Raw genomic sequence first — 23986 nt, forward strand, 5'->3', positions numbered from 1 at the left:
AATAGCTGTCACCACTCAAACCCACGAAGAGACATGTCCCCCACCAGGCCGCTTTTCGGAGTTCAGGGATGTCATCGACGCCTTGAACCCGACAGGCGTTCCGGCTCCCGCGAAGGGGACACCCGTGGCCCATCCGAACCGCCGCGCGACCAGGCAGCGCACCGACACCACGCACCCCGAGCCGACACGCCCGGTCGCTCGCCGAGGTGGCGACCGGCGCGCCTGGCCGACCGCTCCGAACACCACCAGGATCAGCCCCGCCAAGCCCGCCGGGATCACACGCCAGAAGGCGTCCTCGTCTCCCACGCCGGTCACCGTCTGGACCGCGACGACCACCACGACCGACCACGACAAGCCCTGGCCGGAGAGCGTCGTCGAGCGGGTGGTCACCTCGTTCAGCGAGCCCGGCGCGCACGTCGTCCTGCTGCCGTGGCCGAACCACGTCGACGGTGCCACGTGCCTGCTCCCGGTGGTCGCCGACGAACAGCGGGAGGACCTTCCCGAGGGGGTGGCGACCACCGATCTGGCCGCCGCCGCGCGCACCATCAACCGGCTCGGCCGAAGCACGACCGTCGAACTCCTGCAGCCCCCGCCGGAAACAAGCGCGCCCACCTCCCGCACGTTCCCGCTCACCCGGATCGCAGGAACGGAACCACTCCCCCACAGCGCGACCACCGAGTCCGCCCCGAGCACCGCACCGCTCGCGTCGACCTCCGCGAACCATCTCCACGGTTCAGCGGACCTGGTCATCACCAGCCTGTGCCCGAACCGCTCCGGCGACGTCGAGCTCGTCCAGGACGCGGACAGCGTCACGCTGTTCGCCGCTCGCCTGCTGCGGGTCGGCGGGGTCCTCGCGGTGCTCACGCACTGTGACTGGTCAAGCGGTGAGCTGACCGATCCGACCGGGCTGGTGGTGACCGCCGGACAGGCTGCGGACCTCCTCTACCTCCAGCACGTCATCGTGGTGCGCGCTCGCGCCAACGACGGGCGACTCGAAGTCCTCGACGGACAGCGCAGCGCCTGCGGCCAGCAGGACGACGAGGAGTCGCGCACGCGTCACCGCGCGCTCGTGCGCGGTCTGCCCGTGCCGCACCGCCGCGTCCACGTGGACCTGCTGGTCTTCGCCCAGCCGCACGACCACCGCCTCCTGGCGGACTCCCCCGTGGAAGGCGAGGAGCGTCGATGAACACGCCCACGAACGACTCCGCTCCCGACGAGCTCTCGGTGTGGGCCACCGCGCAGAGCGCCCCGGCGAGCCAGCGCAAGAACAAGTACGTGCCCGAGTCCACCGCGCACCCGGCCAAGATGCTGCCCGCGATCGTGCGGCACGTCGTCGCGCACTACACCGCGCCGGGCGAGCTGGTGCTGGACCCGATGTGCGGGATCGGCACCACCCTCGTGGAGTCGCTGGACCTCGGGCGCCGGGCGGTCGGCGTCGAGTACGAGCCGCACTGGGTGCAGATCGCCAGGGCCAACCTCGCCCTCGCGCGGGAGCGCGGCATCGCCCACGACGCCAGGGTCTTCCACGGCGACGCCCGCCAGCTCGCCGCGCTGCTGCCCGCCGAGTACGTCGGCCAGGTCGCGCTGGTGGTCACCTCGCCGCCGTACGGTCCGTCCACCCACGGGCAGGTCGCGGTGGCGCCCGGCGAAGGGGTGCAGAAGTACTCCCACCTCTACGGCGACGTCCTGGACCGGGGCAACCTGGCCAACGTCGGCCACAGCAGGCTGCTCGCCGGGTTCACCCGCATCCTCGCCGCCCTGCGCGCGGTCCTGCGGCCCGGCGGGCACATCGCCATCACCATCCGGCCGTGGCGCGAGCACTCCGAGCTGGTCGACCTCCCGTCGCAGATCGTCGCCTGCGGGCGCGAGGCGGGGCTGATCCCCGTCGAGCGCAACGTCGCACTGCTCGCCCGCGTCGCCGAGCACGACCTGGTGAGCCGGGGCAGCTTCTTCCAGCGCGACTTCATCCGCAAGCAGCGCGAGGCGGGCCTGCCGCTGCACCTGATCGCCCACGAGGACGTCGTCGTGTTCCGCACCGCCCTGCGCCCGAGCGCGAACCACCGCGCCGCAGTCGCCGGGAACGCGGTCGCGCTCGACGGGGTCCACCCGGCCCGCGACGCTGGGAGGGCACCTGAAGAACCCGGTAGGGCGGCATGAGCAGCCGTCGACCTCGCGCGCGAGCAACGAGCTCGCCCGCGTCCCGCCCGGCCCCGGTGCTTCCGGGGCCGGGCGGGGCTCCTCAGCCACTCGCCGAGCCCGTCGTGGGCTCGTTGTGCACCGGCTACGGCGGCCTGGACCTCGGCGTGCTCGCCGCGTTCGGCGGTGGCCGGGTCGCCTGGTGCGCGGACCCGGACCCGCACATCCGGCAGATCCTCGACGCCCGGATGCCGGGCGTGCCGAACCTCGGCGACCTCCGGCTCGCGGACTGGTACGCGGTCGACCCGGTCGACGTGCTCACCGCAGGGTTCCCCTGCCAGGACATCTCCGCCGCGGGCAAGCGCGCGGGCATCGAGAAAGGGGCGCGCAGTGGAGTGTGGGCCGACATCGTGGCGTGCCTTCGCCCGCTACGACCACCGCTCGTCGTCCTGGAGAACGTCGCCGCGATCCGCTGGGCGAGCGGCGGCCTCCACCGGGTACTCGGCGACCTGGCCGCCGCGGGGTATGACGCGCTCTGGCGCAGCGTTCGCGCCTGCGACGTCGGCGCCGCGCACCGCCGCGAGCGCCTGTTCCTGCTCGCCTGGCCGAACTCCTCGCGGAACGGCCAGCCGGAAGCCGACCGAGCACGGCAGCTCGTCCAGCACCACCACGACCGGTGGTCCGCCGAGCCCCACACCACCGGCTCCGATCCGTCTTTTGCCGACGCCCAGGGCCTCGGACACCGGAAGCCCAGGTCGCAGAGCAGGCGCAGGCTACCGACCGCCGCTGTCGCAACAGGTGCTCCCGCTCGTGGAGCCGCAAGCGCTGCTGCCGACGCCGCGCGCCACCGACGGAACGAAGGGCTGCCCGCGCCAACGCGGCTCGAAGGGCGACCTGATGCTGCCCTCGGCGGTCGTCCGACTGCTCGCCCAACCGGAACCACCACCGCCGAGGCAGCGCCGCAAGCAGCGGTGAACTGGGCTTCCTACGAAGCAGCGATCCGCCGCTGGGAAGCCGTCCTCGGTCGCCCGACACCCCACCCGGTGCAACCCGGCGCCCACGGCCGCCCGGTGCTCGCGCCCCGGTTCGTCGAGCACCTGATGGGCCTGCCCGAGGGCTGGGTCACCGACCTGGCGCTGCCCCGCACCGCGCAGCTCCGGGCGCTGGGCAACGGCGTGGTGCCATGCCAAGCCACCCACGCGGTGTCACGGCTCCTGGACGACCTCGCCGCCCTCCTGCACCACGACGGCCGCTTCGAGGCCAACGAGGGGGTAGCCCCGCGATGACCGCTCGCACCTCGCCACCACCCGCAGCGGGCCTGCTGCTCACGGCCGGGTTGTTCGCGTACTTGCTGCTGGTCCTCGTCACCAACCTCGCCTGGAAGCACCTGCCCCCGCTCGACGTCGTCGGAGTGCCCGTACCGGCGGGCGCGCTGTTCGCCGCGCTGTGCCTGACCGCCCGCGACCTACTCCACGACCACCTCGGCACACGCGGCGCGCTCCCGGGCGTGGCGGTCGGCGCAGGCATGTCCGCGCTGCTGGCCTCCCCTCGGATCGCGCTGGCCAGCGCCGCCGCGTTCACCGTCTCCGAACTGCTCGACACCCTGGTCTACGCACGGCTGCGCAACCTCACCCGGCTGGGTGCCGTCGCAGCCTCGAACAGCGTCGGGCTGCTGGTCGACACCCTCGTGTTCCTCCCCTTGGCCCTCGGCGACAGCACCATGGCCACCGGTCAGCTCATCGGCAAGACCACGGCCACCGTCCTCGCGCTCGCGGCCCTGCACGCGTGGCGCACGACGCGGTGGTCCCGGTCATGAGGTTCTACCTGGGCACCCACCAACCGTCCTGGTTGGCCCGCGACCTGGGCGTGCCACTGCTGGTCTCCCACCGCCGCCTGGCCGACCGGAAAACCCTGCCGCGCGCCACCCACCCCTGGGCGCTGGACTCGGGCGGCTTCACCGAGCTCTCCCTGCACGGCCGCTGGCGCACCGACGCCATCGCCTACGTAGCGGCGGTACGCCGCTACGCCACCGAGATGGGCAACCTGACCTGGGCTGCGCCCCAGGACTGGATGACCGAGGACCACGTCCTGGCCCGCACCGGCCTGTCCCTGCGCGCCCACCAGCGCAACACCGTCACCAACTACCTGCGCCTACGCGACCTGGCCCCGGACCTGCCGTTCATCCCGGTACTTCAAGGCCAGAAGATCACCGACTACCACCGCTGCGCCGACCTCTACGAACGTCACGGCGTCGACCTCGCCGCGCTTCCGCTGACGGGCGTGGGAAGCATCTGCCGCCGCCAGCACACCGCCGAGGTGCAGCGGATCGTCACCTCCCTGGCCGCTCGCGGGTACCGCTTGCACGCCTTCGGCGCGAAGGTCCTGGGCCTGGCAAAGTACGCCGACTCGATCGCTTCCAGCGACTCGACGTCATGGAGTTTGCGCGGGCGCCACGTCCCCGGCTGCACGCCGACCCACCGCAGCGAGTCCAACTGCCTGCGCTTCGCCCTGCGCTGGCACCACGACCTGCTCCAGCGACTGCCCGCTACCCCCGCCGACTACCAGCAGCAGGCAGCGTGACCACCACAAGTCTTCAACGCTGTGACGATGCGCTGGCGGCGTTCAGCGCGATACCCACAGTGCAGTGTCGTCCCCCGCCCGCAGGGTGCTCAACCGGTGAGCCAACTGCGCGGCGGCGGCCTGGTCGGCGTTGTCCGCGTGGCGGATGAAGGAGCCCAGGGTGTGCAGGTCGCGGAGGGCTCGCAGCACCGGGAAGCCGGACCAGGTGGTGATGTCGTTGCCGTAGGTGGCGCTGAAAGCTTGGAGCTGCTCGGCGGTGCGGCCGTACCGGGTGCCCTGGTAGGTGTTGACCAGGTCGAGTTCGCGAGGTCCGGTGGCGGTCTCGTCCCAGTCAGCGAGCAGGACTCGGTCGTGTTCGGCGCGGAGCAGGTTGCCGGGGTAAGCGTCACCGTGGATGTGGCCGACGCCGAGCGGGAACTCCAGCCCGACGTACTCTTCGAGCAGTTCACGGCTTCGGGTGAGCAGCCAGTCGCGGTCGCGGTCAGTCAGCGCGCCGATGCTGGTGCGCACGGTCTCGGTGAAGTGGGCCAGCGGGCGGTACGCGGGCAGCTCGACCGGGGGCGGGGGCAGTGCGTGCAGGCGGCGCAGCAGCCGGGCCAGGTGAACGGGGTCGATCGGGACGCCGCCCGCGGGCTGCGGGTGGTAGTGCCAGAAGGTGACCGTGTGCGCGTCCAGCCGGACCGGCTGCTCGACGGGGAGCGGTTGGACGGCGGGGAAGTCCTGCTGGCCGAGCCAGCGGGTGATGGCGACGGCGCGTTCGGCCGCCGCTACGGCGTCGGGGCCGGTGGCGACGCGGGCCACGGTGCACTCAGCCGAGAGGTGGAACACCGCGGTGCCGTGGTCGCGCAGCAACCGCATTCCCCGCGTGGACAAGCCAACGACAGCGGCGGCTCGGTGCGCGGTGGAGGCCAGGTGTTCGAGGTCGTGCTCGCGGGTCACCGGCCAGAGGGTAGTGCCACTTTCCCGGTCGGGCCGAAAGCATGGATCTGCTCGCCGAGCTGGCGCGCGGCGATGCTGGTGGCCAGCGGTGAGCCTGTCAGCGTGGCACGGGTGGTGACGATGGCGGTGTCGAACTGGCGTATGCGTTGGTCGGCAGGCAGGACGAGTAACGGGGCCAAGGCGTGCGCCGCGCCGTCCAGGTCGGCGTGGGCGATGCGGGCGTTGACCACGTCCAAGCGGGCCAGCCCGGCGTCGCCGTAGGAGTAGCTGGCGGCCGGACCGGTCTCGTAGGCGGTGAGCGCGGTAAGCGCGTGGTGCTCGGCTTGCTCGTGCTGACCGAGCAGGCCGTGAGTACCGCCCATGTAGTAGCAGACCTTCGCGAGTGGGAAGGCGAACAACCCGCCCAGGTCGGTGACGTCGTCGTCGTCGACCGGGATCTCATTCATCGCGTGCAGACGCGCGAGGGCGTCCAGCGCTCGGGTTCGATTTCCCGCTCGTGCCGCGCTGCGGGCCTCGATGGCGGTCAGCCTGATGCGGTTCTGCGTGCCTGCCCGGTACCGGTTCCCCTGTTCGACCAGTTCCAAGGCAGCGTGGGCGCGGTGGGGTGACCACTCGTTGATCAGGGCGGCGCTGCCGCGCGCCCAGGCGCGCAGAGCGTCATGGCCTGCGGCGTTGGCGCAGGTCCAGGCAACGCGCAGTTGCGCGAGGGCGGATTGGTGGTCGCCGACGTTCTGCGCGGCGTGGGCGAGCAGGAGTCCGGCGGCGCTAGCCAGGAAGTAGAGGTCGCGGGCCTGCTTTGGGCGTTGGCGACGTTGCAGCAGGGTGGCGGTGGTATCGCGGACGGCGATCAGGTCGGTCAACAGTGCGCGGGGCGGGGTGCTGACGTAGGCCAGGGAGATGCGGCTGATCTCCCAGCGCAGGTGCTCGACCACGTCCCGGCTGCTGTCGTCGAAGACGGCGGCGCGCTCGACGAAGGCCAACGAGTCCCGCGCGGCCTGCCCGGTGATGCGCAGCAGTTCGTCGTGGACAGCGAGAGACGCGTTCAGGGGCGCGCCGACTTCACGGAAAGGGGAGGCCACCGTCTCCCCTGGCGTTCTCGCGGCGAGGAGTTCGGGTTCTGGGGTGGGTTTGGCGAGCAGGGCTTGCAGTTCGTCCAGCGAGATGTCGAGAGCGGTCGCGATCCGCGCACGACGCCATGCTTGCGGGGTCTGCTCACCGCGTTCCCACCGACCGGCGGTGGAGAAGTCCACGCCCACAGCGTGCGCGAAGGTCTCCTGACTGAAGCCCATCAGCTCACGCCGCTCGATCAACTTCCAGCGCCGTTCCATCAACCCGGCCCCCTTTCCGGTCAGTCCTCTTCCGTGGTCCCGGTGGGCAGCGCGTTGTTCACCGCAGGACCGCCGGTCCTATGGGATCGTCCCCAGGGCGGGTTCGGTAGATGACATTCGATGACACGTGGGAGAGGGGGTCGCGCATGGGACGACAGGTGACGATCACCGGGACGCGCTCGGTCTCCACCGACGGGCTGGCGCGGCTGGGCGGGTTGTTCGCGGAGTACCTGGGGCCGTTCGCCACGGCGGACGCGCACTTCCACCTCGGTGGCGCCGCGGGGATCGACACGCTCGCCCTGGACTGGCTGGCCGAGCACACCAAGACGGCGTTGACCGTGGTCGTGCCGTGCGGGGTGGCCGACCAACCGGAGGCCGCGGCCGGGAGCGTCACCCGGTGGCAGCGGGCGGGCAGGTTGGCCGAGGTGGTGGAGCTGGGCGCGTCCCGGCTCGACGCCGCCGCCTACCACGCCCGGAACCGGTGGATGGTCGACCGGAGCGGCTTCGTGGTCGGTTTCCCCGAGAACGCCGGGCAGGGCAGCGGAACCTGGTACACCCTCGACTACGCCGCCGGGCAGGGCAAACCGCGACTCGTGGTGCCGATCTAGGGGGGTGAACACCGTGAACGGTGCGACCGGTGGCCCTGCCGAGGGCGCCCGGCTGCTGCGGCGGTTGCGGGAGAAGCGGGGCTGGTCCTGGAGCGACCTGGCGCGCGGGTTGCGCGACACCGCCGACCGACTCGCTCTCCCTTCACCTGCGCCCCGGCAGGTAGTCAGCATCCAGCGCGCGGTCGCCCGCTGGGAAAGCCCTGCCGACCGTACGCGGCCCGGTGACCGGTACCAGTTCCTGCTGGCCCACCTCTACGCGCGCACCCCCGGTGGGGAGGTGGTGCTGGGGGCGGACTCGGACTTCGCGATCCTGCTGGAGGCGTTGCGGCACTTCGGGATGACCGACGACCGGGCGGTGAAGCTGGTCGAACTCGTCACCTTCGCACTCGCGCCACAGGCCGAGGGACACCTGTCCGGTGATGCGGACCCGGACCTGGTCCACCGGTTGCGCATGGACATCACGGGGATTGACTCCCTGATCGGGACAGACCTGTTCATCCGGCTCCAGCTCCGCTTGTCCCCGGTGTTAGACGCCTGCCGCCACCTCCTGCGGACCGATCGCGGTGGCGAGCGGCAGGAAGTGGTGCAACTGGCGGTGGACGCGTTCGCCTTGGCAGGGCGGTTGGCTTTCGAGAACCGCGACGACGAATCCGCTGCCGCCCTATACGGGGAAGCCACCCGGACCGCCGCGCGCCTTGAGGCCCCTGCTCGGCGAGCAGCCGTGCGCACCAGCCACACGATGGTGCTCCTGCACTCCACCAACGACCTGCCCGCTGCGGAACAGCTCATCCGCGCCGCAGCGGTCGACGCCCGTCGAAGCCCCGGTTACATGGTCCAGGCGCGCGTGCATGCGGTCCAGGCGGAGATCTGCGCACGCGCCGGTCGTGGTGGTGCAGCCGCAGCAGCACTGGAACGAGCCTGGATGAGTCTTGCCCAAGTGCACCCTGGTGATCATGGCGGGGAGTTCAGCGCCAACTACCTGCACGGCTTCGAGGGGCTGTGCGCGCTCAAGGCAGGTGCCGCCGAGCACGCCCACGACGTGCTCTCCAGCTCGCTGGGGAAGTTGACCGGCGACCGGGAGGCCGTCCAGCGGGGCATCGTTGGCAGCGACCTCGCCCTCGCGCGGCTGATCCTGGGCGACGCGGTGGCGTGCACGGCCCTGTTGCACGAGGCGGTGGACGTCGCCGCGGGGACCGGAGGACGGGTCGCGGCACAGCGCATCCGGGCCGCGCGACACGAGCTGCGCGCGCACCGGGAAGAGCGGTTCGTCGCCGAGTTGGACGACCACATCCACGAGGCGTTCATCGGAAGATGACGTGAGGTCTTCCCTATTCACTCCTGCTGCACCGGTATCGCTTGATCGACCGGATGCCCACCCCCAGTGCAACTCCCGCACCGGGAAAGTCGGTGACGCAGCACGGAAGTGGGTCAACCGCGAGATCTCACCCGCCCGATTCAAGATCAACGATGAGGCGCTGGAACAACCCGTGCTCGATGTGATCCACCAAGTGCTCGCCGCACCGACCACCGAAGATCACTGACGGCACCAGACAGGTCAAGACCTTGCCAGACCGCTGCCCGAGTTGGGCATCAACGAGCGTGGGCCGACCGGTTCCTCCCTCGGCCGCAGGGTGCTCGCCAGCCGGGGCGTCCTGGCGTGCGCGACCGGTCAGACGACCTCGGCGTCCTGCCAGCTCAGGCAGGACGGGCGCTCGCCGTCGGTCAGGAACTCGCGCACCGCCTGCTCTACCTGCGCTAGGGGCAGGGTGCTGGAGGGGCGGTAGCGGCTGCCGCCGTGCGGGTCGTAGACCAGGGCGGGCGCGCCGGGGCTGGTGGTGGCGGCCAGGCTGTCCCAGGCCCCGCCGTCGGGCCGGTAGTCGTGGTACGAGAGCGCGCCCGCGCCCTGGTCGGGGTCGACGGAGACGACCAGGCGGGTGCTCGGGTCCGAGTAGCGGTCCACGGGTTGGTCGGCGAGGTAGAGCTGGGTGCCCCAGTGTGGGAGGCTGGCACGAACGAGGTCGTCGACGAGCGCCTCGACCTCCTCCTGAGTGCGTGCGTGGCGCCAGCGGTTGTCCAGCAGCGCCGAGACCACGCTGGCCACCGACTGGCCCGTCGTGGTGTTCATTCCCGGTTCCTCCTGGTCTCGTCCACAGGTCAGGGGGTGGCGGTACCGTCGATGACCACCGGAACGGTGTTACCGCGCTCCCACACGACCAGCGTCGACCCTAGCGGCAGCAGGGCCCGCACCGCGCGCCAGCAGCCGTCGGGACCGTCGCAGACGGTGTTATTTATCAGCAGGACGCCGTAGGTCAGTCCGGTCTCGGCCATCAACGCGGCGGCCTTGACCTCCACGTGGTCGACGCCCCTGGCGCGGGTGGCGCTCTGGGGCGGCCACGGGTAGTGCCCGCTGGTGCGCAGCACCAGGTCGGTGCGCTCCATCCGGTCGCGCTCGGCCCGCTCCTCCAGAGGCTCGGCCTCGCGGCGCGCCGCGCGCTGCTGCGGGGAGGAGGCCGAGGGGCGGTAGTTCCCGCTGGTCAAGTACAGCCCGTCGCCGCCGGTGGTGTGCAGCAGCCCGGTGGTGGCCCCGGTGCCGCCGGGCCGGTCGGCGAGCAGCGCCTGCTGCCGCTCCGCCCACAGTGGGTCGCGGCCACGCGTCATGAGGTCGGGCGGGAGGGTGGCCGGGTGGGGCGGGCTCGACGCGGGCACGGGGACGCCGGGTGCGGGTGGGTCGGTACCGGTCGGCGTACGTTCGCGCTCGATGATCGTGGTGATGGCCGCGCTCAGCTCACCGCAGTCGGCGAGCACCGCAGCGAAGCTCTCCTCTAGCAGCGGGTTCAGCCCCTCCAACAGCGCCTCGGCCTCGGGATCGAGGCTGCCGCGCAGGGCGTGCGACAGCAGTTCGGCTGCGTCCTCCCACCACTGCGCCGCCCGGTTCAGGTGGCTGCCGAGATCGACCAGGTCCACCAGGACCCGGTCGAGCTCGGCGTGGACGTCCCCGATCGAGACCACCCGGCTACCCCCGTCCCTGTCCGCGTCACGAACCCCGAGCACCGGTCCCCCGTCCGGACCGCCGGGCCGGGAGAACCGCCTGCGCGCTTTCCGCACGGACGCGGGGCCTGTGCTTCTACGTCCTCGAGTTCGTCAGGTGCTTTCCCTGGTAGCCCACGTGGATTGTGCCGGTGCGCGTGGGCGCGGTGTCACCAGAACAGGTGCGCGCGCTCTCCCGAGCAGTACCTGCGGGCGGCGACGAACAGACGCAGGTAGAGCTGGTCCAGGCTCAGGTAGTTGGGGATCAGGTCCGTCCTGGCCAGGGTGGCCTCGCTGTAGGCCAGCGCCTGCCCGTCACGGGTCGCGTAGCGTGCGGGCACGGTGTCGACGGCGCCTTCGGCCAGGGCGATCGCGTCGTCCAGGGCGAGTTCGACCAGGCCGCTGACCTCGGCGTCGTCGAGCGGGATCTGCTCCAGCTCCACCGGCAGGGGCAGCAGGTGCACGTGCTGGAACTCCCGCTCCAGGTAGTGCGGGGCCAGTGTCACCGCGGTCTGCCGCAACCCGATCGGGTGCAGGTCGGTGTAGGCGACGGGCAGGCCCAGCTCCTCGTGGACCTCGCGCACGCCCTGCGGGACGCTCTCTCCGGCGTGGTAGTGGCCGCCGACGGTGATGTCGGCGTAGTCGGGCCGCTCGAAGCTGTAGTGACCGGGACGTTTCTTCTGCAGCAGCACCCGCCCGGTGTTCGGGTGGAAGGCGAGCGCGGTGAAGGTGCGGTGCCACAAACCCTGGGCGTGCGCCTGCTGCTTGTCCGCGGTGCCCGCGGGCTCGTAGGTGTCGGTGAAGACGTCGATCAAGGGCACAGTCGCTCTCCCCGCGAGGACTCGGCGGTCAGGAACCGCTCGTGGGCGTTGAGGGCGTCACGGTAGCGGCGCGGGTCGCCCACGGTGACCCAGCTGCCCTCGATCCGGTGCACGCGCACGTCGGCGTCCCGGGCCAGGGCTCCGACGGCGACGCCCAGGTCGACCTCGCCCCTGGCGTGTTCGCTCGGGGCGAGCCGGTCCAGGATCGTGGGGCGCAGCACGAGGCGGGAGACCACCGCCAGGGGCTCGGTCACGGTGGCCGGGTCGGGGCGCTGCCGGATGCCGGTGACCTGGTCGGGGCGTTGCGGGTGGGTGTCGACCACCCCGAAGGAGGCGATGTCGGCGCGCTCGACGAGTTGGGCGGCGAGGACGGCGTCGGCGCCGTCGTCGGCCAGCGCGTGCATCGCGGCCAGGTCGCGTCCGCCCAGCAGCACGTCGTCGCCGAAGGCCACGCCGAAGGTGGTCTCGGCGCGGAGGCGGTCGCGCAGGGTCAGCAGCGGGGTGCCGTTGCCGTAGCCGTGCGCGAGATCCTCGGTGACCGCCTCGACGGGGATGTCCCGCTCGCGCAGCAGCTCCAGGTAGGTGGGCACGATGTGGTCGCCGGGCCTGGTGGCCACCAGGACACGGGTGGCCCCGGCGTCGTGGCATTCGGCGATCACGTGCTCGAGGGCAGGCCGGGCGCCGAGGGGGAGCATCTCCTTGGGCACGACCGCGCTGAAGGGGCGGAAGCGTTGTGCATGGCCTGCTGCGGTGACCACGCAGGTCCAGGGGTGGGCGGTGTTCATCGCAGTCCCTCCGCGAGGTGGTGCAGGACTCGGGTGAGGTCCTGGATCGGGGTGCGCACGCCGAAGTGGACCTCGACGCACGGCACGGACCTGGCGAGCCGGTCGACGGCGGCCCGTGCCTGTCCGGTCAGGTGGTGGGTGTCGCGGCGGCGGGGGACGACCCAGGGGGTGGTCCAGAACTCGTCGCGCGGGGTGCAGCAGATGCCGGTGAGGATCTCGCGTGCCCGCTCGGCGTCGACCGGTCGCGTGCTGATCGTGGTGGTGTCGGTGAACCGGGGGGCCAGCAGCAGCCGCGGTCGTGACCGCGCGGCCAGGCACGCGCCGAAGGCAGCGGCGAACGCCCGGGCGGTGAAGGGGTGTTTGGTGGTGGCGCCGAAGTCGGCGGGCAGCGACGTGTGCCCGGTGGCCAGGGCGCGCAGTTCGGGAAACGCCTCGATCGTGCCGCGCGCGGCGGGTACCGGCAGCGGCACGGCCAGCACGTGGCCGTGGTGGTGCACGAGCCTGTCGTTGGACAGCAGGGCCGCCCTGGGCAGGCGCAGCAGCGCGGCGGCGGTGGTGGTCTTGCCCGCGGCGCGAGGACCCGCGATCATCACCGCCGAGCCGCCCACGTCGATGCCCGCGGCGTGGAAGAGCACGCCGCCGTCGTCTTCGAGGGTGCGCAGCACGGCTTCGCGCACCAGGCGGATCGGGTAGCGGTGGGGGTGGTCGGTGGCGCTGTGGAGGAACAGGTCGATCTCGCGGTCGCGCACCGCGACCGCGTAGGCGCCGGGCCGGTGTTCGACCTGGTCGCTGTGCACGGTGTAGCAGCGCTGCCCGTCGCGCAGCCGGGTTCTGCGCAACAGCAGGCCGGGCACCGGTTCGACCAGGTCGCCGTCGGGGGCGTCCGCGATCGCGTCGACCATTTTCCGGAACGAGAGGGTGTCGGTGTGCGCCCGGATGGTGAAGGCCGCCAGTTCCCGTCCTGTGGCGGCGGGGGGCAGGAACTGGCCCAGGTGTCGGCGTTGGTCGGCCAGCCACGCGGGCTCGGCGGCGAGCGTGAACGCCACGCCCGCCACCTGGAAGGCCCACGTGCGCCGGTCGGCCACCGGTGTGGTGGTGGCGTTCATGGTCCGAGCAGTCCTTCCACGGTGGGGGCGATCCGGTGGACCAGTGCCGCCCGCGAGGTCTCGGGCATGGTGCGGAACAGGCGCGCCGAGGTCGCGGCGAACAGACGGTGCGCGCAGGCGGGGTCGGCGCGCCCGTCGAGGGCGCGCAGGGCAAGTACCGCGCGCGCCCGGAACCAGGAGGCCGGGAACACGTCGATGCCGTCGTGGACGGGGGGCAGGCACCGCGCCAGGCGCGGGTGGGGCCCGCTGCCCGGTGTCGGCGTGGTCAGCAGGGCGCGGGCGGCGTAGCCCACCAGCGCGTCGAGGGTGACCGGGGTGTGGAAGCACAGCGCGTGGAAGAGGCTGTCGAACAGGTTCTCCGGTTCCGGGCTGGTGCTCGGGACCAGCGGGGGCAGCACGTCGATCGCGACGAGCCGGTTCCCGAGGCGGCAGAAGTTGGTCAGGTTGGTGTCCAGGCGCGCGTCGGTTCCGGCCAGGGCGCGCACCCATCCGGCGATCTCGGTGACCGCGTCGACGAACCCGTCGGGATCGGTGGTGGCGTGCTCGAGCAGCACGGGGCCGGGGACCCAGCGGTGTCGCACCGTCAGCGGTGCGGCGTTCAGGACGGTCAGCCCCGGTGGCAGGGGCACGCCTGCGGTGCGCAGCGTGTCCAGGTAGTCGTTCATGCCCTCCGCCCCGAGGGCGTGCGTGGCGGCCAGGAACCGGGCGCCCGCGGGGTGGGTGTCGGTGAGCTTTTTGACCACGTCCTGTCCGCGGCGCTGGAACGTGCCGGTCGTGGCGTCCCGGGTCATCCGATGCCTCTGGAGCGCAGGAACTTCCCGGCGTCCTCGGCCATGGACTCGAACTCGTCGGGCAGGTCCAGCCCGAGCGCCTGGGCCAGCGTCTCGGCGGCGGTGACCGCGGCGGAGCAGGCCTCGGGGATCGAGGGCGGCGTGCCGGTGGGCAGGTGTCGGAGCCGGTCGTGCACCAGCGCGGCCTCGGCCAGTTGCCCGGTGGCCACCAGCAGGAGCAGCAGCGCCGGGCCCTGGTCGAGGACTTGGACGGGGCGTGGATCGGCCACCGGCGCGGTCCCGGCCAGGGTCGCGGTGCTCAGCAGGGCCAGCAGCACGTCGGCCAACTCGTCCCCGATGTCGTCGATCGGCCGTTGCGCGTCCTGCAGCGCGGAGGTGTCGGCCGCGCCGTGGCGCAGCAGGCACAACGCCAGGTGCCCCAGTTGCACCGTGGCCTCGGCCGCCGCGGTGGAGGGCGTCCACGGCTCCGGGGCGGTGAGCGCGAAGCCGCCGCGCAACCGGCGCGTGAGCGCGAGAAGCCTGTCCAGGCGGTCCGCCTTCACCGGGCGCCGTCCAGCACCAGCGGCAGGGCGCCCGCGGTGCCGCTGCTCCAGTACGGGTCGTCCTCCTGGCGCTGGACCCGCACCCGCGTGGCCAGGTCCTGGGTCAGGGCCGCGGCGACGTTGGTGGGCAGGGCCCGCCGGACGATCACCTCGCCTGCGGCCGGGTCCAGGGTGAAGGCGGCGTCGGGGTGGCCGTGGCGGGCCAGCGCGGCGGCCACGTCCTGCTCCCGGACCGGGCGGCGGCGCCGCGCGGCGGCCCGGCACAGGTCCCGCTGCCCGGTCGGGCAGTGGTTGCGGGTGGCGCATACCGGGGTGTCGAAGACGCCGAACCGGTCGGTGCGGCCGAGCACATAGGCCAGGGCGCAGGAGTTGGTGTGGAACAACGGGTGCGTCGGGTGCGTGGCGGCGGTGGCGTGGATGAAGTCCCAGAACGCCCGCGGGTAGACGCACTCGGCCTTGTCCACCTCCGGGGTGGTGGCCAGCTCCGGCCACAGCCGGGCCAGGCCCGGCAGGGCGGCGGCCTCGACCTTCAGGCCTGCGGCCACGGTGCAGCGCGCGTGGGCCGCCGCCCAGTCCAGGACGGCCGTCATCGTCTCGGGGGTGGCCGAGCGGGGGAACGCGGGCCTCCAGTAGTGCACGATCGGCACCCCGGCGTCGGCCAGGCGCGGGAAGTTCTCCCTCAGGTCCTCGTGTCGGATGCCGCGCTCCACTTCTCCGGACAGGCCGGAGTAGCTCAGGTACACCAGCACCCGCAGCCCGTCGCGGATCGCGGCGGTGATCGCGGCGATCACGTCGTCGGGGACCCGGCACTTGGTGATCAGCACGACCGGGTTGGGAACACCGCGCCGCGTCAACTCCCCCAGCAGGGCCTTGAGGTGCTCGCGGGTGGTCGGCAGCGCCATCGCGTCGGTCCAGGTGTAGTAGGCCACGGGCCGCTCGGGCGTGTAGTGCGGGCAGGCCAGCAGCAGTTCCACGCTCCGAGCGGGGCTGGCCAGCGTCTCCGGCCTGACCGCCGTCTGTCCCCGTTCGTTCAGGAAGCAGTACCGGCAGGACTTCGGGCAGCCCTGGACGGGGTTGACCGCGATCCACGTGGCGTGCTGGTCCACGATCGCGGTCCACACCCGCACGGGGCGCTGCCCGCCGGCGGGGAAGGGGTTCGAGGTCACGGGAAGGCTCTCCTGTCTGCTGTCGTGCCCCCGCCGGCCGCAGGCCTCACCGGAAGGCGGGGTGATGGCCGCCCCGCGCACCGGAAAGGTGACGGCGCGGACCCCGGTCGGACCTGCGGGCGGGGGTGCCTGGACGGGACGTCTCCCGGGGCGTCGGGACCACCCTGTCTGGAGCGGACCGCCGGGGGAGAGAGACGCACGGCGCGGGTCCTGCCCATCGCCCGCCGCCTGTCAAGGCCTGTGGGCACTGCCGATGGGCGCTCCCCATCGGAGGCTGCCCCGCGACCTGGACCGCGGTTACGGTGGGTCGCGCCCTGGTGACGAGCGGGGGGAAGGGATCGGGTCGACACGAGATGCACGAGCGCGATGACAAGCCCGCAGGTCGGTGGCGCCCTGAGGACTTGGCTGTGTTCTGGACGGTGCCCGCCGTGCGGGACGCGCTGGCCCGACACGACATCGGCCTCGTCTACCGCTACCTGGGCAGGCAAGGCGTCTCGCAGCGCAGCATCGCGGAGTTGACCAGGCAGAACCAGTCCGATGTCAACAAGATCGCCAACAACCGCGCCGAGGTGCGTTCCTACGAACTGCTCGCGCGCATCGCCGAGGGGCTGGGCGTGGACCGCGGCCTGATGGGGTTGGCCTACACCGCCGGGGCCCACCGCGACGCCGACCCGACGTGGACGGGAGAGGACGAGGACATGCGACGACGCGCCCTGCTGGGCATCGCGGGCAAGCTGGTCATGGGCGCCACGCTGCTGCCCGCCGAACGCGGCCTGTTCGCCCGCACCACCCGCGCCACGCCCCTGCCCGGCCGCGTAGGGGCCGCCGAGGTCGCGCAGGTGCGCGAGGTGACCGCCGTGCTGCGCGCCAAGGACCTGCTGCTGGGCGGGGGCTCGTGTCGCGCGGCGATCCTGGGCCACGCCCAGGGCGCCGCCGCCCTGCTGGGCGGCGACTGCGCGCAGGACACGCGCGCGGACCTGGTGTCGGCGGTGGCCGAGGTCAAGACGCTGGCGGGCTGGACAGCGCACGACCTGGGTATGCCCGGTGAGGCGCTGAACTGGTTGACGCAGGCCTTGGAGGAGACCCGGTCGGCGGGCAACCCCGCGCACACGGCGATCGTCGCCCACCACCTGGGCCGCGTCCCGCTGGACCACCTCGACCCTGGGCAGGCTCTGAAGTACTTCCAGTTGGGCAGGATCGCCGCCGCCGAGGCCGACTCGCCCCTGGCGGTGGCCTTCCTGGAGGCGGACATGGCCATCGCCTACGCCGACCAAGGCCAGCCCCGACGCGCCTTGGACGTGCTCACCCGCGCGCAGGACGAGTTCGATCTGGCCCAGCAGGAGGAACAGCACGCTCCCTACACGCGGTTCTTCGACCGCGTGGCGATGCGGACCGCCGCGGCCCGCGTGCACACCAGGCTGGGCATGACCGACTCCGGCCAGCGCGCGGTCGCCATCGAAGGCCTGACCCGCGCCCTGGCCGACATCCCACCCGACCACGCCCGCCAGCAGGCATTCAGCCACGCCCTGCTCGCAGCCTGCTACCTGGCCGAAGGCGAGATCGACACGGCCGTGGGCATCGGGGAACAAGCCCTGAACGCAGTGCGCGCGGTCAGGTCCCAACGCCTGCGGGGTCAGCTGACCCTGTTGCGCGAGCAGACCCGGCGCTACCCGCACCACTCCGACGCGCAGGCCCTGGGCAGGGAGATCGCCCGGTTCTGCGCCACCGCCGCCTGACAACCACAGCCCCCGCCATGGATGCTGCCCCGCCATGAAACCGGTGGCGGAAAACCTCGAACTGTCCCGTCGAACTGCTTAGAGCGCATATCGGAATGAGTTGAGTCTTCGCTAGAAGATCAGGGTGCAGGCGAGGGCGAGGGTCGCCACCTCGGCGGCGCGCGCCCTCAGCGACCCGACCCGGCTGCGGATCGCCTCGGCGCTACTCACCGGCGGCGAGCTGTGCGTGTGCGATGTCTCCTGGGTGGTCGGCACGGCGCAGAACCTCACCTCGTACCACCTCCGTCAGCTCAAGGCCGCCGAACTCGTGGCGTCCCGGCGAAACGGGAAGCTGGTGATGCACTCGCTCACCGAGCGAGGGCTGGGGCTGGTCGGCGTAGTCCTGGAGGCATCCGTCGGCGACGTCCGGGAGGGGTGAGCCGTGGCCGATAAGCGCCGCAGGCCCCAGGCGCCGGGCTGCGGGAGGACAATGCGCGGGGCGGAGCGCTGGGGGCAAGTCCGCGAGCTACAGTTGGCCGCCGCAGCCGTCGTACTGCTCGCGGCGAGGTGGCTCGCTGACGACTGGGCGGGTGACGCGCTGACGCTGGCCTCTGCTGTGGTGGGCGCTACCTCGTTCACGCCGGGCGCGATGTGCGGAGGTTCGTCTCCGGGTCGAGGTGCGCGCGCTCATGACGATCGCCTTGGCCAGCGCGGTCGCACTCGGACAGTTCACCGAGTACGCAATGCTGGGCGTGTTGTTCTCCGTCGCCAAGGGGTGGAGTACACGCCGTCACCCGCACCCGGCGCGGGTTGCACGCCCTGCTGCGCCTGGTGCCACTGACCACCTCGGTGCTGCGCGACGGTGTCGAGACGAGCGTCTCCTTCGCCGTCCTAGTGGCCGGTGACCGGGTGGTGCTGCAGCCAGGTGAGCGCGCCGCCACCGACGAGGTCGGCAGCGCCGGGCACACCAGCCTAGACCTGTCGGCGATCACCGACGAGTCCGTGCCGGTGGAGGCCGGTCCCGGCGACCCGATGCACGCGGGCGCGATCAACGGGGCGGAGCGGTCGAGCGGGAAGCAGCACGTTCACTCAGCAGGCCGAACACGGGTTCGCCCAGTCACTCGATTGAGTGAAGCCGTCGGTGATCGACACACCGGACACCTTCGGCAGCTCTGAACTGAAGCAGAATATCGGCATGGGTCCGACAACGGCGTGTACCGCTCGGAATCACCTCGGCGCGTCCGGCCACTTGATCATGGCCAGCGTGTTCGCAGGGGACGGTGATGATCGTTCTCGCCATCAGGTTGCGCCGGGCCTGGTCCGGCTTGATGCCTGCGTTCTCATCCGGGGCAAGCGCATCGCACCGGTCGATACCATCCGCGACGTGGTAGTCAACGGCTGTACCCCTGGGTTTGCCCTCATCACGATGCTTTCCGTCAAGGAGTGGCGAGTTGGCCGGTAAGCCCCGACAGTTCGGTGCCGCGCACCAGGGGTATCAGCATCAGGATCTGTTGACCGCCTGTGCGTTGGCTGCCCTGCACCTGCCCGGCAGCTCCGACACGGCGGTGGTCAGCGACACCAAGCTGCACGATGGTGATCTTTTCGACGATCTCACGATCCGAGGTGGCCGTGACCGGCGATATCAGATCAAGTGGCACAAGGAGCGGTCCCGCGCGCTGACCGTCAAGGACCTGCGCACCTCCGTCCTGGGCTTCCGTATCGAGCAGGCCGTCCACAGTTTTCTTCGCGATCCGGTGAAGGCAGCCGACTATCGGTTGGTCACTACCTGTATCGACATGGACGAGGAACTGTCGGCGATGACGGTCGAAGACCCGGCGCTCCCCCCCCTGTATCCCTGCCTTGCCTACCCGCCGGTTCCGGCTGTCGGCCGCTGCGCTCTGGCCGGAGGAACTTCCCCCACTCTGGAACGAACTCGGTGCCCTCGACCGATCCGACTTCGTGAAGTTCTGCAGCCGCTTCGTGATCGAGACCGGATGCCCGCGCAGTTCACAGAACCTGCGGGCGCCTGGCGATTTGGAACAGCATCTGCTCACCCTGCTCGGTTCCAGGTTGGGAATCGGGCACTACCCGAACTCGTCGAGGGATCTCGGCGATGCCGCTGCCCAGCTGATCCAGTTGGCGACTGCCGCCCGCGGGGACAAGCAGTCCCGCGGGCCCGAACACGTCACCTCGGCCTTGGCGCTGATCACTGACTTCGGCAGGGTGTCCGAACATCTGCCGCTCGACCCGAACCTGTTGGTATCGATCCCTAATGCCCGTGATGAGCTCGTCGGGAACTCGAAGTCGTCCGGCGTCATCGTGGTTCGAGGGGTGCCCGGAGCAGGCAAGTCGTGGCTGCTGGAAACGACACGACGCCAACTGCTGGAACAGGGGCAGTTGGCCGTGGCGCACTACTGCTTCGTCGAGTTGCAGGACCCCCACCGGGACCGCCGGTCCACGATCGAGGTGATCTTCGGAAGCCTCATCGCCGAACTGTATGACCTCGATCCTGCTCTGGTTGCCGACGGCGTACCCCGGTACGCGGCCGGACCGCGGGAACTGAAAGCCGTCCTCACCACGGCGGTACGTAAGGATCCCGACCTGCGCATCACGCTGATCGTCGACGGCCTCGACCACGCCGACCGGCTCAACCAGCCGGGACCGGGTATGGCCGGCGACATCGCTCAGGAGTTGGCCGCGCTCGACCTTCCCGACAGTGTCCGTCTGATCGTGGGTTCTCAGCCGGGCGCACACCTGGCACCGCTGTTGCGGTCCGCACGGGTAATCGACGTACGTCCGTGGTCCGATGCCCACATCCGCAGCCTGGGCATTCAGGCCGGTCTCACTGGGCCCGCCGTTAACTCCGTCTTCGTCGAGGATATCGGTACCGTACTGGACACCATTGTGGACAAGGCACGAGGCAACCCGCTGTACGCGACCTATCTGGCCCGCACTGCCCTCGGCATGATGCGCGGCGACATCGCTCCCGGCACGGATCTCGATGTGGTGGGCTACCTGTCGCACGCTCCGGTGTTCGACGACGACCTGGCCTCCTACTACGACTGGCTGTTCCGGCACGCCACCGCCGACAGCGGAGCGGCGGTGATGATCAGAGCCCTTGCGCTGGTCGGAGTCCCGCTGACCGTGGAGGAGTTGTGCGAGGTCTTTCCCTTGCTCGGTACGGTCATTCCCAACGTCGTCTTACTGCTGGCCCCGGTGCTCATGGACGGCCCAGACACCGACGGAGTCAGGATCTACCACGAAAGCTTCCAGCGCTTCATCCGCAACTGCGACACCGGCGTTGGCAACGACAGCCACCAGGCGATGCTCAGCCCTATCCGGGACTGGCTGGACAAGCGTGGCTTCTTCCAGGATCTGCGCGCCTTCCGCTGGCTGTTCCCGGTCCTGCATGCCGCCGATCAGGACGCCGACATCGTCCAGCGCTGCACTCACGACTTCGTCGTCAACGCCACCGCCCACGGCCAGCCGGGCGATGCGGTACTGGCCAACCTCGCCATCGCGGCCCAAGCCGCGATGGACCTGAACGCGCTACCGGATCTGACCCGGATCGTCGAGCTGAACAGGGCGGCGGACTACCAGCACCACTGGCGGCTCGACAACGACGAGTTGGCGCACGTCTACGGACGCGCCTTCGCCGCGATCCACGGCGTTCATGCGCTGGCCGACCGGCTGCTGCACGACGGCCGTCCCGCCTTCCAACCACGGGTCGGTGTCGTGCTGTGCCGTCTGTGCGACGACCAGGGTGTCACGCCACCGTGGTCGGCCTACCTGACCACGTTGGGGCGATGGCGCGCAGCTAACAAGGTCTCCTACCTCGATGGTGAAGCCGGAGTCGACGAGGCGGTCGTGGTCGGCGAGCTTCGGCTGGCAGGTCCTGCGCAGGCGCCCGAACTGCTGCTGTCCTGGCTGTCAGGCTACACAGAAAACCCTGTCCACTCCTTCACCAGCGCACAGCTCTACGCGCTCATGTACGGCGAAGCATCTCTCCGCGAAGTCATCGACCGGCTCGACCACGGCCCTGACCGAGGATGGGCATGCCTCGCGGCCGCTTTCGCCACCGATGAGGCTGAGGCGGCGAAGGAACTGGCCACCGAAGCGCTGGCGCATGATCTCGATGACGCGCGTGTCATTCGCTGGGCGATCAAGGCAGGAGTCGACCCCACGACATTGTCGACGGGGCAACTCTTGGATGAACTCACCACTGCTGTGAACGGCGAGTTCGGCGCCGCTTACCTCGAACCTCTGGCTGCCTGGCTCAGCGAACTCGACATCGCCGCCACCACCGGTGATGAGAAGGCGCTGCGCCGCAACGAGAAAGGCATCACCGGCCACAGCTGGTACCGACAGTGGCTGAAGTTCTGCGTGCGCACACGCCTGCGCCCCGCTGCACCCGACGTCCTCGAAGAGCTCCAGGTACTGGTCGACGTTGAGCGCTTTGGCGGGCGTCCCCAGCCTGCTGAGCTCTACGCCGTCGAGTCCGAGATCAGGCAATCCCTACACGATGCCCTGTCAATCATGGACGATGCCCGGTACGAACCAGCGGCCTCAGCACTGTTCGCCTTGGCTAACAAGGTCAATCCCTGGCCGACACTCCGTTCCGGTGCCCTGCCTGTGGACGAGGTCCTACGCATTCTCCTGTCCACTGCAGACTCGCGCTCCAAACGTGACACGGCCAGCAGACTCGGCGCAGAGCGACTTGAATCTGTCAACCGGATCATCGGCATCTATGACATCCCCGCCGAGGACCAATTCATGCTCGCCATCCTGCACAAACGTGCAGAACGGATGGAGGCGGCGCAGGAGGCATGGACCGAGGGCTGCCTGTACCTGGCGGCGTACGGAGATCGCAAGGACATCACCATCAGCGAACTCGTCGATCCGTTGCCTGCCCTGCACGAGGGCGACCCCATCCGCATCCCCGCATCCCTGGCCGCAGCGCAACCCCTGGTCGAAGCCGTGGTGACCCACACAGACAAGCGAGGCACCGTCCCCCCGCTGCGGGAGTGGGCCGATCACGCAGCCACCCTCCACCCCGCCGGCGGACTCCTCTACACCGCTCTACGCGCCCTTGCCACTCCTCTCAACGGCATCGACCTCTCGCACGCGATGGCCGCCGGAGCGGCGGCGTTGCAGGATGTGGTCTGCGATGAGGTTCTTCAAGGCTTCTGGGTCGCCCTCGGCACGGTCGCCGCGGAAGAACCCGAAGCAGCGCTGAGCGCCTGCGAACGCCCGACCGAGCACTCGGTGGAAGCATGGCAGATGGTCAGCGCCAGCCTGGTCGACCACATCTGGGAGGACAGATCCCGGATCGCCGCGCTGGTCGCAGCGTCCGCAACCAGGATCGGGCAGCCATCACCAACCGATGCTGCCGACGAGCCGGAAGACCACTATGCCTCTCCAGCATCCGTGGCACCCGCGCGCCACTCCGACTTTGTGCTCCCCGAACATGCATCCGCAGTCCAGGTAGCCCACGAGATACGGCGGTGGCGTGCCGAGAGCAGACCGGCAGACGTCGATACGGTAGCCGCCACCATCCTGTCCCGGCTCCTCACCCTTGACACCGAGAATGCCGACGAAGCCGAGTCGCTGCTCCACCGCCTCGGCAGGGACGTCCCGCTCTTCTACCCCGATCCGCTTCTCCGTCACCTCGCCGAAAGTCTGGAACACCACAGGCCAGCACTCGCGGCGACCGCTTACACCCTGACCTACACCCGCGCCACCGAGGGCCTGCGTCAATTCGCCGGCCGCGAGTGGCAGCACCTGTTCCTCCGCGCCTTGGAACTCGACCACGACCGGGCATGGCGAACCCTGCTTCGGGAGGTAGTCGAGAGCATCGGCCCCAATACCCGCTTTGGGGTCACCGTCCACTTCATCGAACTCCTCGCCGCCGCTGGCCGTGTGGACGACGCTTATGCCTGCTGGGAACAGGTACGCGCGGTCATCGCACAGCGACTTCCGCCTCTCACCCCCACAGACGCACCGATCCTCACCTATGACCCAACGGCCGACGACCCGTGGCGCGGCATCGCGGCATGCCTGGTAGCACGGTTGGCCGATCACGCAGGTCGAGAAGTGGCGACCGAAGGCGTAATGCTGCTGCTCCATTCGACCCACACAGAATCGGCGCAGGTCCTCGCTCACGCGATCGACATCGCCGCCCGGCACGAACATCGACATGTGTTCAACGACCTGCTCGGCATCGTCGAACAGTTCGAAGTCGCCCCGTTCCCAGTGACACGACTGGCAGCCTCTGCACTGAAAACCGCCTCCGACTTTCAGTGGAGGTCGATCAGTGACTCGGCGCGAACATTGCTCCGCCGTGCCAATAAACACGAGAAATAATACGCTCAACAGAATTTGACACTCGAACTGAACCGCGCCACCCACAGATTCCGCAGCAGAGTCCTGCGTCTACTGCAAG

Annotated in this window: 23 protein-coding genes; 12 read left to right on the top strand and 11 right to left on the bottom strand. The window is 70.5% G+C overall.

The features are described from left to right. The first annotated feature begins 124 nt into the window (after window positions 1-124). From LV78_RS13480 to LV78_RS13500, 5 genes are all read left to right on the top strand, one after another. Window positions 125-1186: a hypothetical protein gene (locus LV78_RS13480; protein WP_253845600.1), complete on the top strand. Its 1062-nt coding sequence runs from the start codon at window positions 125-127 to the stop codon at window positions 1184-1186. Beyond that, entirely contained in the window at window positions 1183-2157 is a 975-nt protein-coding gene (locus LV78_RS13485) for a TRM11 family SAM-dependent methyltransferase (RefSeq protein ID WP_253845601.1), read from the top strand. Before LV78_RS13480 ends, LV78_RS13485 begins: the two co-directional genes overlap by 4 nt. A gap of 104 nt (window positions 2158-2261) precedes the next feature. Next, window positions 2262-3422 (top strand): DNA cytosine methyltransferase, encoded by a 1161-nt coding sequence (locus LV78_RS13490; protein WP_253845602.1) that lies wholly within the window; start codon window positions 2262-2264, stop codon window positions 3420-3422. After that, window positions 3419-3952 (top strand): VUT family protein, encoded by a 534-nt coding sequence (locus LV78_RS13495; RefSeq protein ID WP_253845603.1) that lies wholly within the window; start codon window positions 3419-3421, stop codon window positions 3950-3952. Before LV78_RS13490 ends, LV78_RS13495 begins: the two co-directional genes overlap by 4 nt. After that, window positions 3949-4716 carry a deazapurine DNA modification protein DpdA family protein gene (locus LV78_RS13500; protein WP_253845604.1) on the top strand — a complete coding sequence of 256 codons (768 nt, stop codon included), beginning with the start codon at window positions 3949-3951 and terminating at the stop codon, window positions 4714-4716. Before LV78_RS13495 ends, LV78_RS13500 begins: the two co-directional genes overlap by 4 nt. Before the next feature lie 42 nt (window positions 4717-4758). Here the strand turns inward: LV78_RS13500 and LV78_RS13505 are convergent, their stop codons facing one another. Further along, window positions 4759-5655 carry a phosphotransferase family protein gene (locus LV78_RS13505; protein ID WP_253845605.1) on the bottom strand — a complete coding sequence of 299 codons (897 nt, stop codon included), beginning with the start codon at window positions 5653-5655 and terminating at the stop codon, window positions 4759-4761. Next, on the bottom strand, window positions 5652-6983 hold the full coding sequence (locus LV78_RS13510) for a helix-turn-helix domain-containing protein (RefSeq protein WP_253845606.1): 1332 nt from the start codon (window positions 6981-6983) through the stop codon (window positions 5652-5654). Before LV78_RS13510 ends, LV78_RS13505 begins: the two co-directional genes overlap by 4 nt. 146 nt (window positions 6984-7129) lie before the next feature. On the opposite strand from LV78_RS13510, the gene LV78_RS13515 reads away from it, so the two are divergent. Further along, window positions 7130-7591: a DNA-processing protein DprA gene (locus LV78_RS13515; RefSeq protein ID WP_253845607.1), complete on the top strand. Its 462-nt coding sequence runs from the start codon at window positions 7130-7132 to the stop codon at window positions 7589-7591. A 13-nt stretch (window positions 7592-7604) separates the two neighbouring features. Next, entirely contained in the window at window positions 7605-8906 is a 1302-nt protein-coding gene (locus LV78_RS13520; RefSeq protein WP_253845608.1) for an NsdA family TPR-like regulatory protein, read from the top strand. A gap of 354 nt (window positions 8907-9260) precedes the next feature. On the opposite strand, the gene LV78_RS13525 is transcribed toward LV78_RS13520, so the two are convergent. From LV78_RS13525 to LV78_RS13560, 8 genes are all read right to left on the bottom strand, one after another. Further along, window positions 9261-9716 (bottom strand): Imm1 family immunity protein, encoded by a 456-nt coding sequence (locus tag LV78_RS13525; RefSeq protein WP_253845609.1) that lies wholly within the window; start codon window positions 9714-9716, stop codon window positions 9261-9263. A 29-nt stretch (window positions 9717-9745) separates the two neighbouring features. Further along, window positions 9746-10600 carry a DddA-like double-stranded DNA deaminase toxin gene (locus LV78_RS41590; protein WP_253845610.1) on the bottom strand — a complete coding sequence of 285 codons (855 nt, stop codon included), beginning with the start codon at window positions 10598-10600 and terminating at the stop codon, window positions 9746-9748. 188 nt (window positions 10601-10788) lie between these two features. After that, complete coding sequence (locus tag LV78_RS13535; RefSeq protein ID WP_253845611.1) at window positions 10789-11439, bottom strand: NUDIX hydrolase; 651 nt, start codon at window positions 11437-11439, stop codon at window positions 10789-10791. Beyond that, a complete protein-coding gene (locus LV78_RS13540; protein ID WP_253845612.1) occupies window positions 11430-12224 on the bottom strand; it encodes a sugar phosphate nucleotidyltransferase in 795 nt (264 codons plus the stop codon). Before LV78_RS13540 ends, LV78_RS13535 begins: the two co-directional genes overlap by 10 nt. Then, the gene (locus LV78_RS13545) at window positions 12221-13330 is read right to left on the bottom strand and encodes a hypothetical protein (protein WP_253845613.1); all 1110 of its coding nucleotides are present in this window, start codon (window positions 13328-13330) and stop codon (window positions 12221-12223) included. Before LV78_RS13545 ends, LV78_RS13540 begins: the two co-directional genes overlap by 4 nt. Continuing rightward, window positions 13327-14121 (bottom strand): hypothetical protein, encoded by a 795-nt coding sequence (locus LV78_RS13550; RefSeq protein ID WP_253845614.1) that lies wholly within the window; start codon window positions 14119-14121, stop codon window positions 13327-13329. The genes LV78_RS13545 and LV78_RS13550 overlap by 4 nt, the downstream gene beginning before the upstream one ends. Continuing rightward, window positions 14118-14663 (bottom strand): hypothetical protein, encoded by a 546-nt coding sequence (locus LV78_RS13555; protein ID WP_253845615.1) that lies wholly within the window; start codon window positions 14661-14663, stop codon window positions 14118-14120. Before LV78_RS13555 ends, LV78_RS13550 begins: the two co-directional genes overlap by 4 nt. Continuing rightward, complete coding sequence (locus tag LV78_RS13560; protein ID WP_253845616.1) at window positions 14660-15829, bottom strand: radical SAM family protein; 1170 nt, start codon at window positions 15827-15829, stop codon at window positions 14660-14662. The genes LV78_RS13555 and LV78_RS13560 overlap by 4 nt, the downstream gene beginning before the upstream one ends. Before the next feature lie 407 nt (window positions 15830-16236). Between LV78_RS13560 and LV78_RS13565 the strand changes: the two genes are divergently transcribed. The 4 genes from LV78_RS13565 to LV78_RS13580 all read left to right on the top strand — a co-directional run bounded on the left by LV78_RS13565 (window position 16237) and on the right by LV78_RS13580 (window position 19006). Further along, on the top strand, window positions 16237-17565 hold the full coding sequence (locus LV78_RS13565; protein WP_253845617.1) for an NsdA family TPR-like regulatory protein: 1329 nt from the start codon (window positions 16237-16239) through the stop codon (window positions 17563-17565). A 124-nt stretch (window positions 17566-17689) separates the two neighbouring features. Then, window positions 17690-17983, top strand: coding sequence for an ArsR/SmtB family transcription factor (locus LV78_RS13570; protein WP_308208710.1), 294 nt, complete (start codon window positions 17690-17692; stop codon window positions 17981-17983). A 371-nt stretch (window positions 17984-18354) separates the two neighbouring features. Next, window positions 18355-18720 (top strand): P-type ATPase actuator domain-containing protein, encoded by a 366-nt coding sequence (locus LV78_RS13575; protein WP_253845618.1) that lies wholly within the window; start codon window positions 18355-18357, stop codon window positions 18718-18720. Continuing rightward, window positions 18686-19006, top strand: a complete 321-nt coding sequence (locus LV78_RS13580; protein ID WP_253845619.1) for a hypothetical protein — start codon at window positions 18686-18688, stop codon at window positions 19004-19006. The genes LV78_RS13575 and LV78_RS13580 overlap by 35 nt, the downstream gene beginning before the upstream one ends. Here the strand turns inward: LV78_RS13580 and LV78_RS13585 are convergent. After that, window positions 18981-19280 (bottom strand): hypothetical protein, encoded by a 300-nt coding sequence (locus tag LV78_RS13585; RefSeq protein WP_253845620.1) that lies wholly within the window; start codon window positions 19278-19280, stop codon window positions 18981-18983. The two genes, LV78_RS13580 and LV78_RS13585, sit on opposite strands and share 26 nt — an antisense overlap. 223 nt (window positions 19281-19503) lie before the next feature. Here LV78_RS13585 and LV78_RS13590 point away from each other — a divergent pair, with 223 nt between their 5' ends. Then, window positions 19504-23907, top strand: a complete 4404-nt coding sequence (locus tag LV78_RS13590; RefSeq protein WP_253845621.1) for a P-loop domain-containing protein — start codon at window positions 19504-19506, stop codon at window positions 23905-23907. Window positions 23908-23986 lie beyond the last annotated feature (79 nt).

Origin of the sequence: Actinosynnema pretiosum (assembly GCF_024171695.1) — a bacterium.
GTDB lineage: Bacteria > Actinomycetota > Actinomycetes > Mycobacteriales > Pseudonocardiaceae > Actinosynnema > Actinosynnema pretiosum.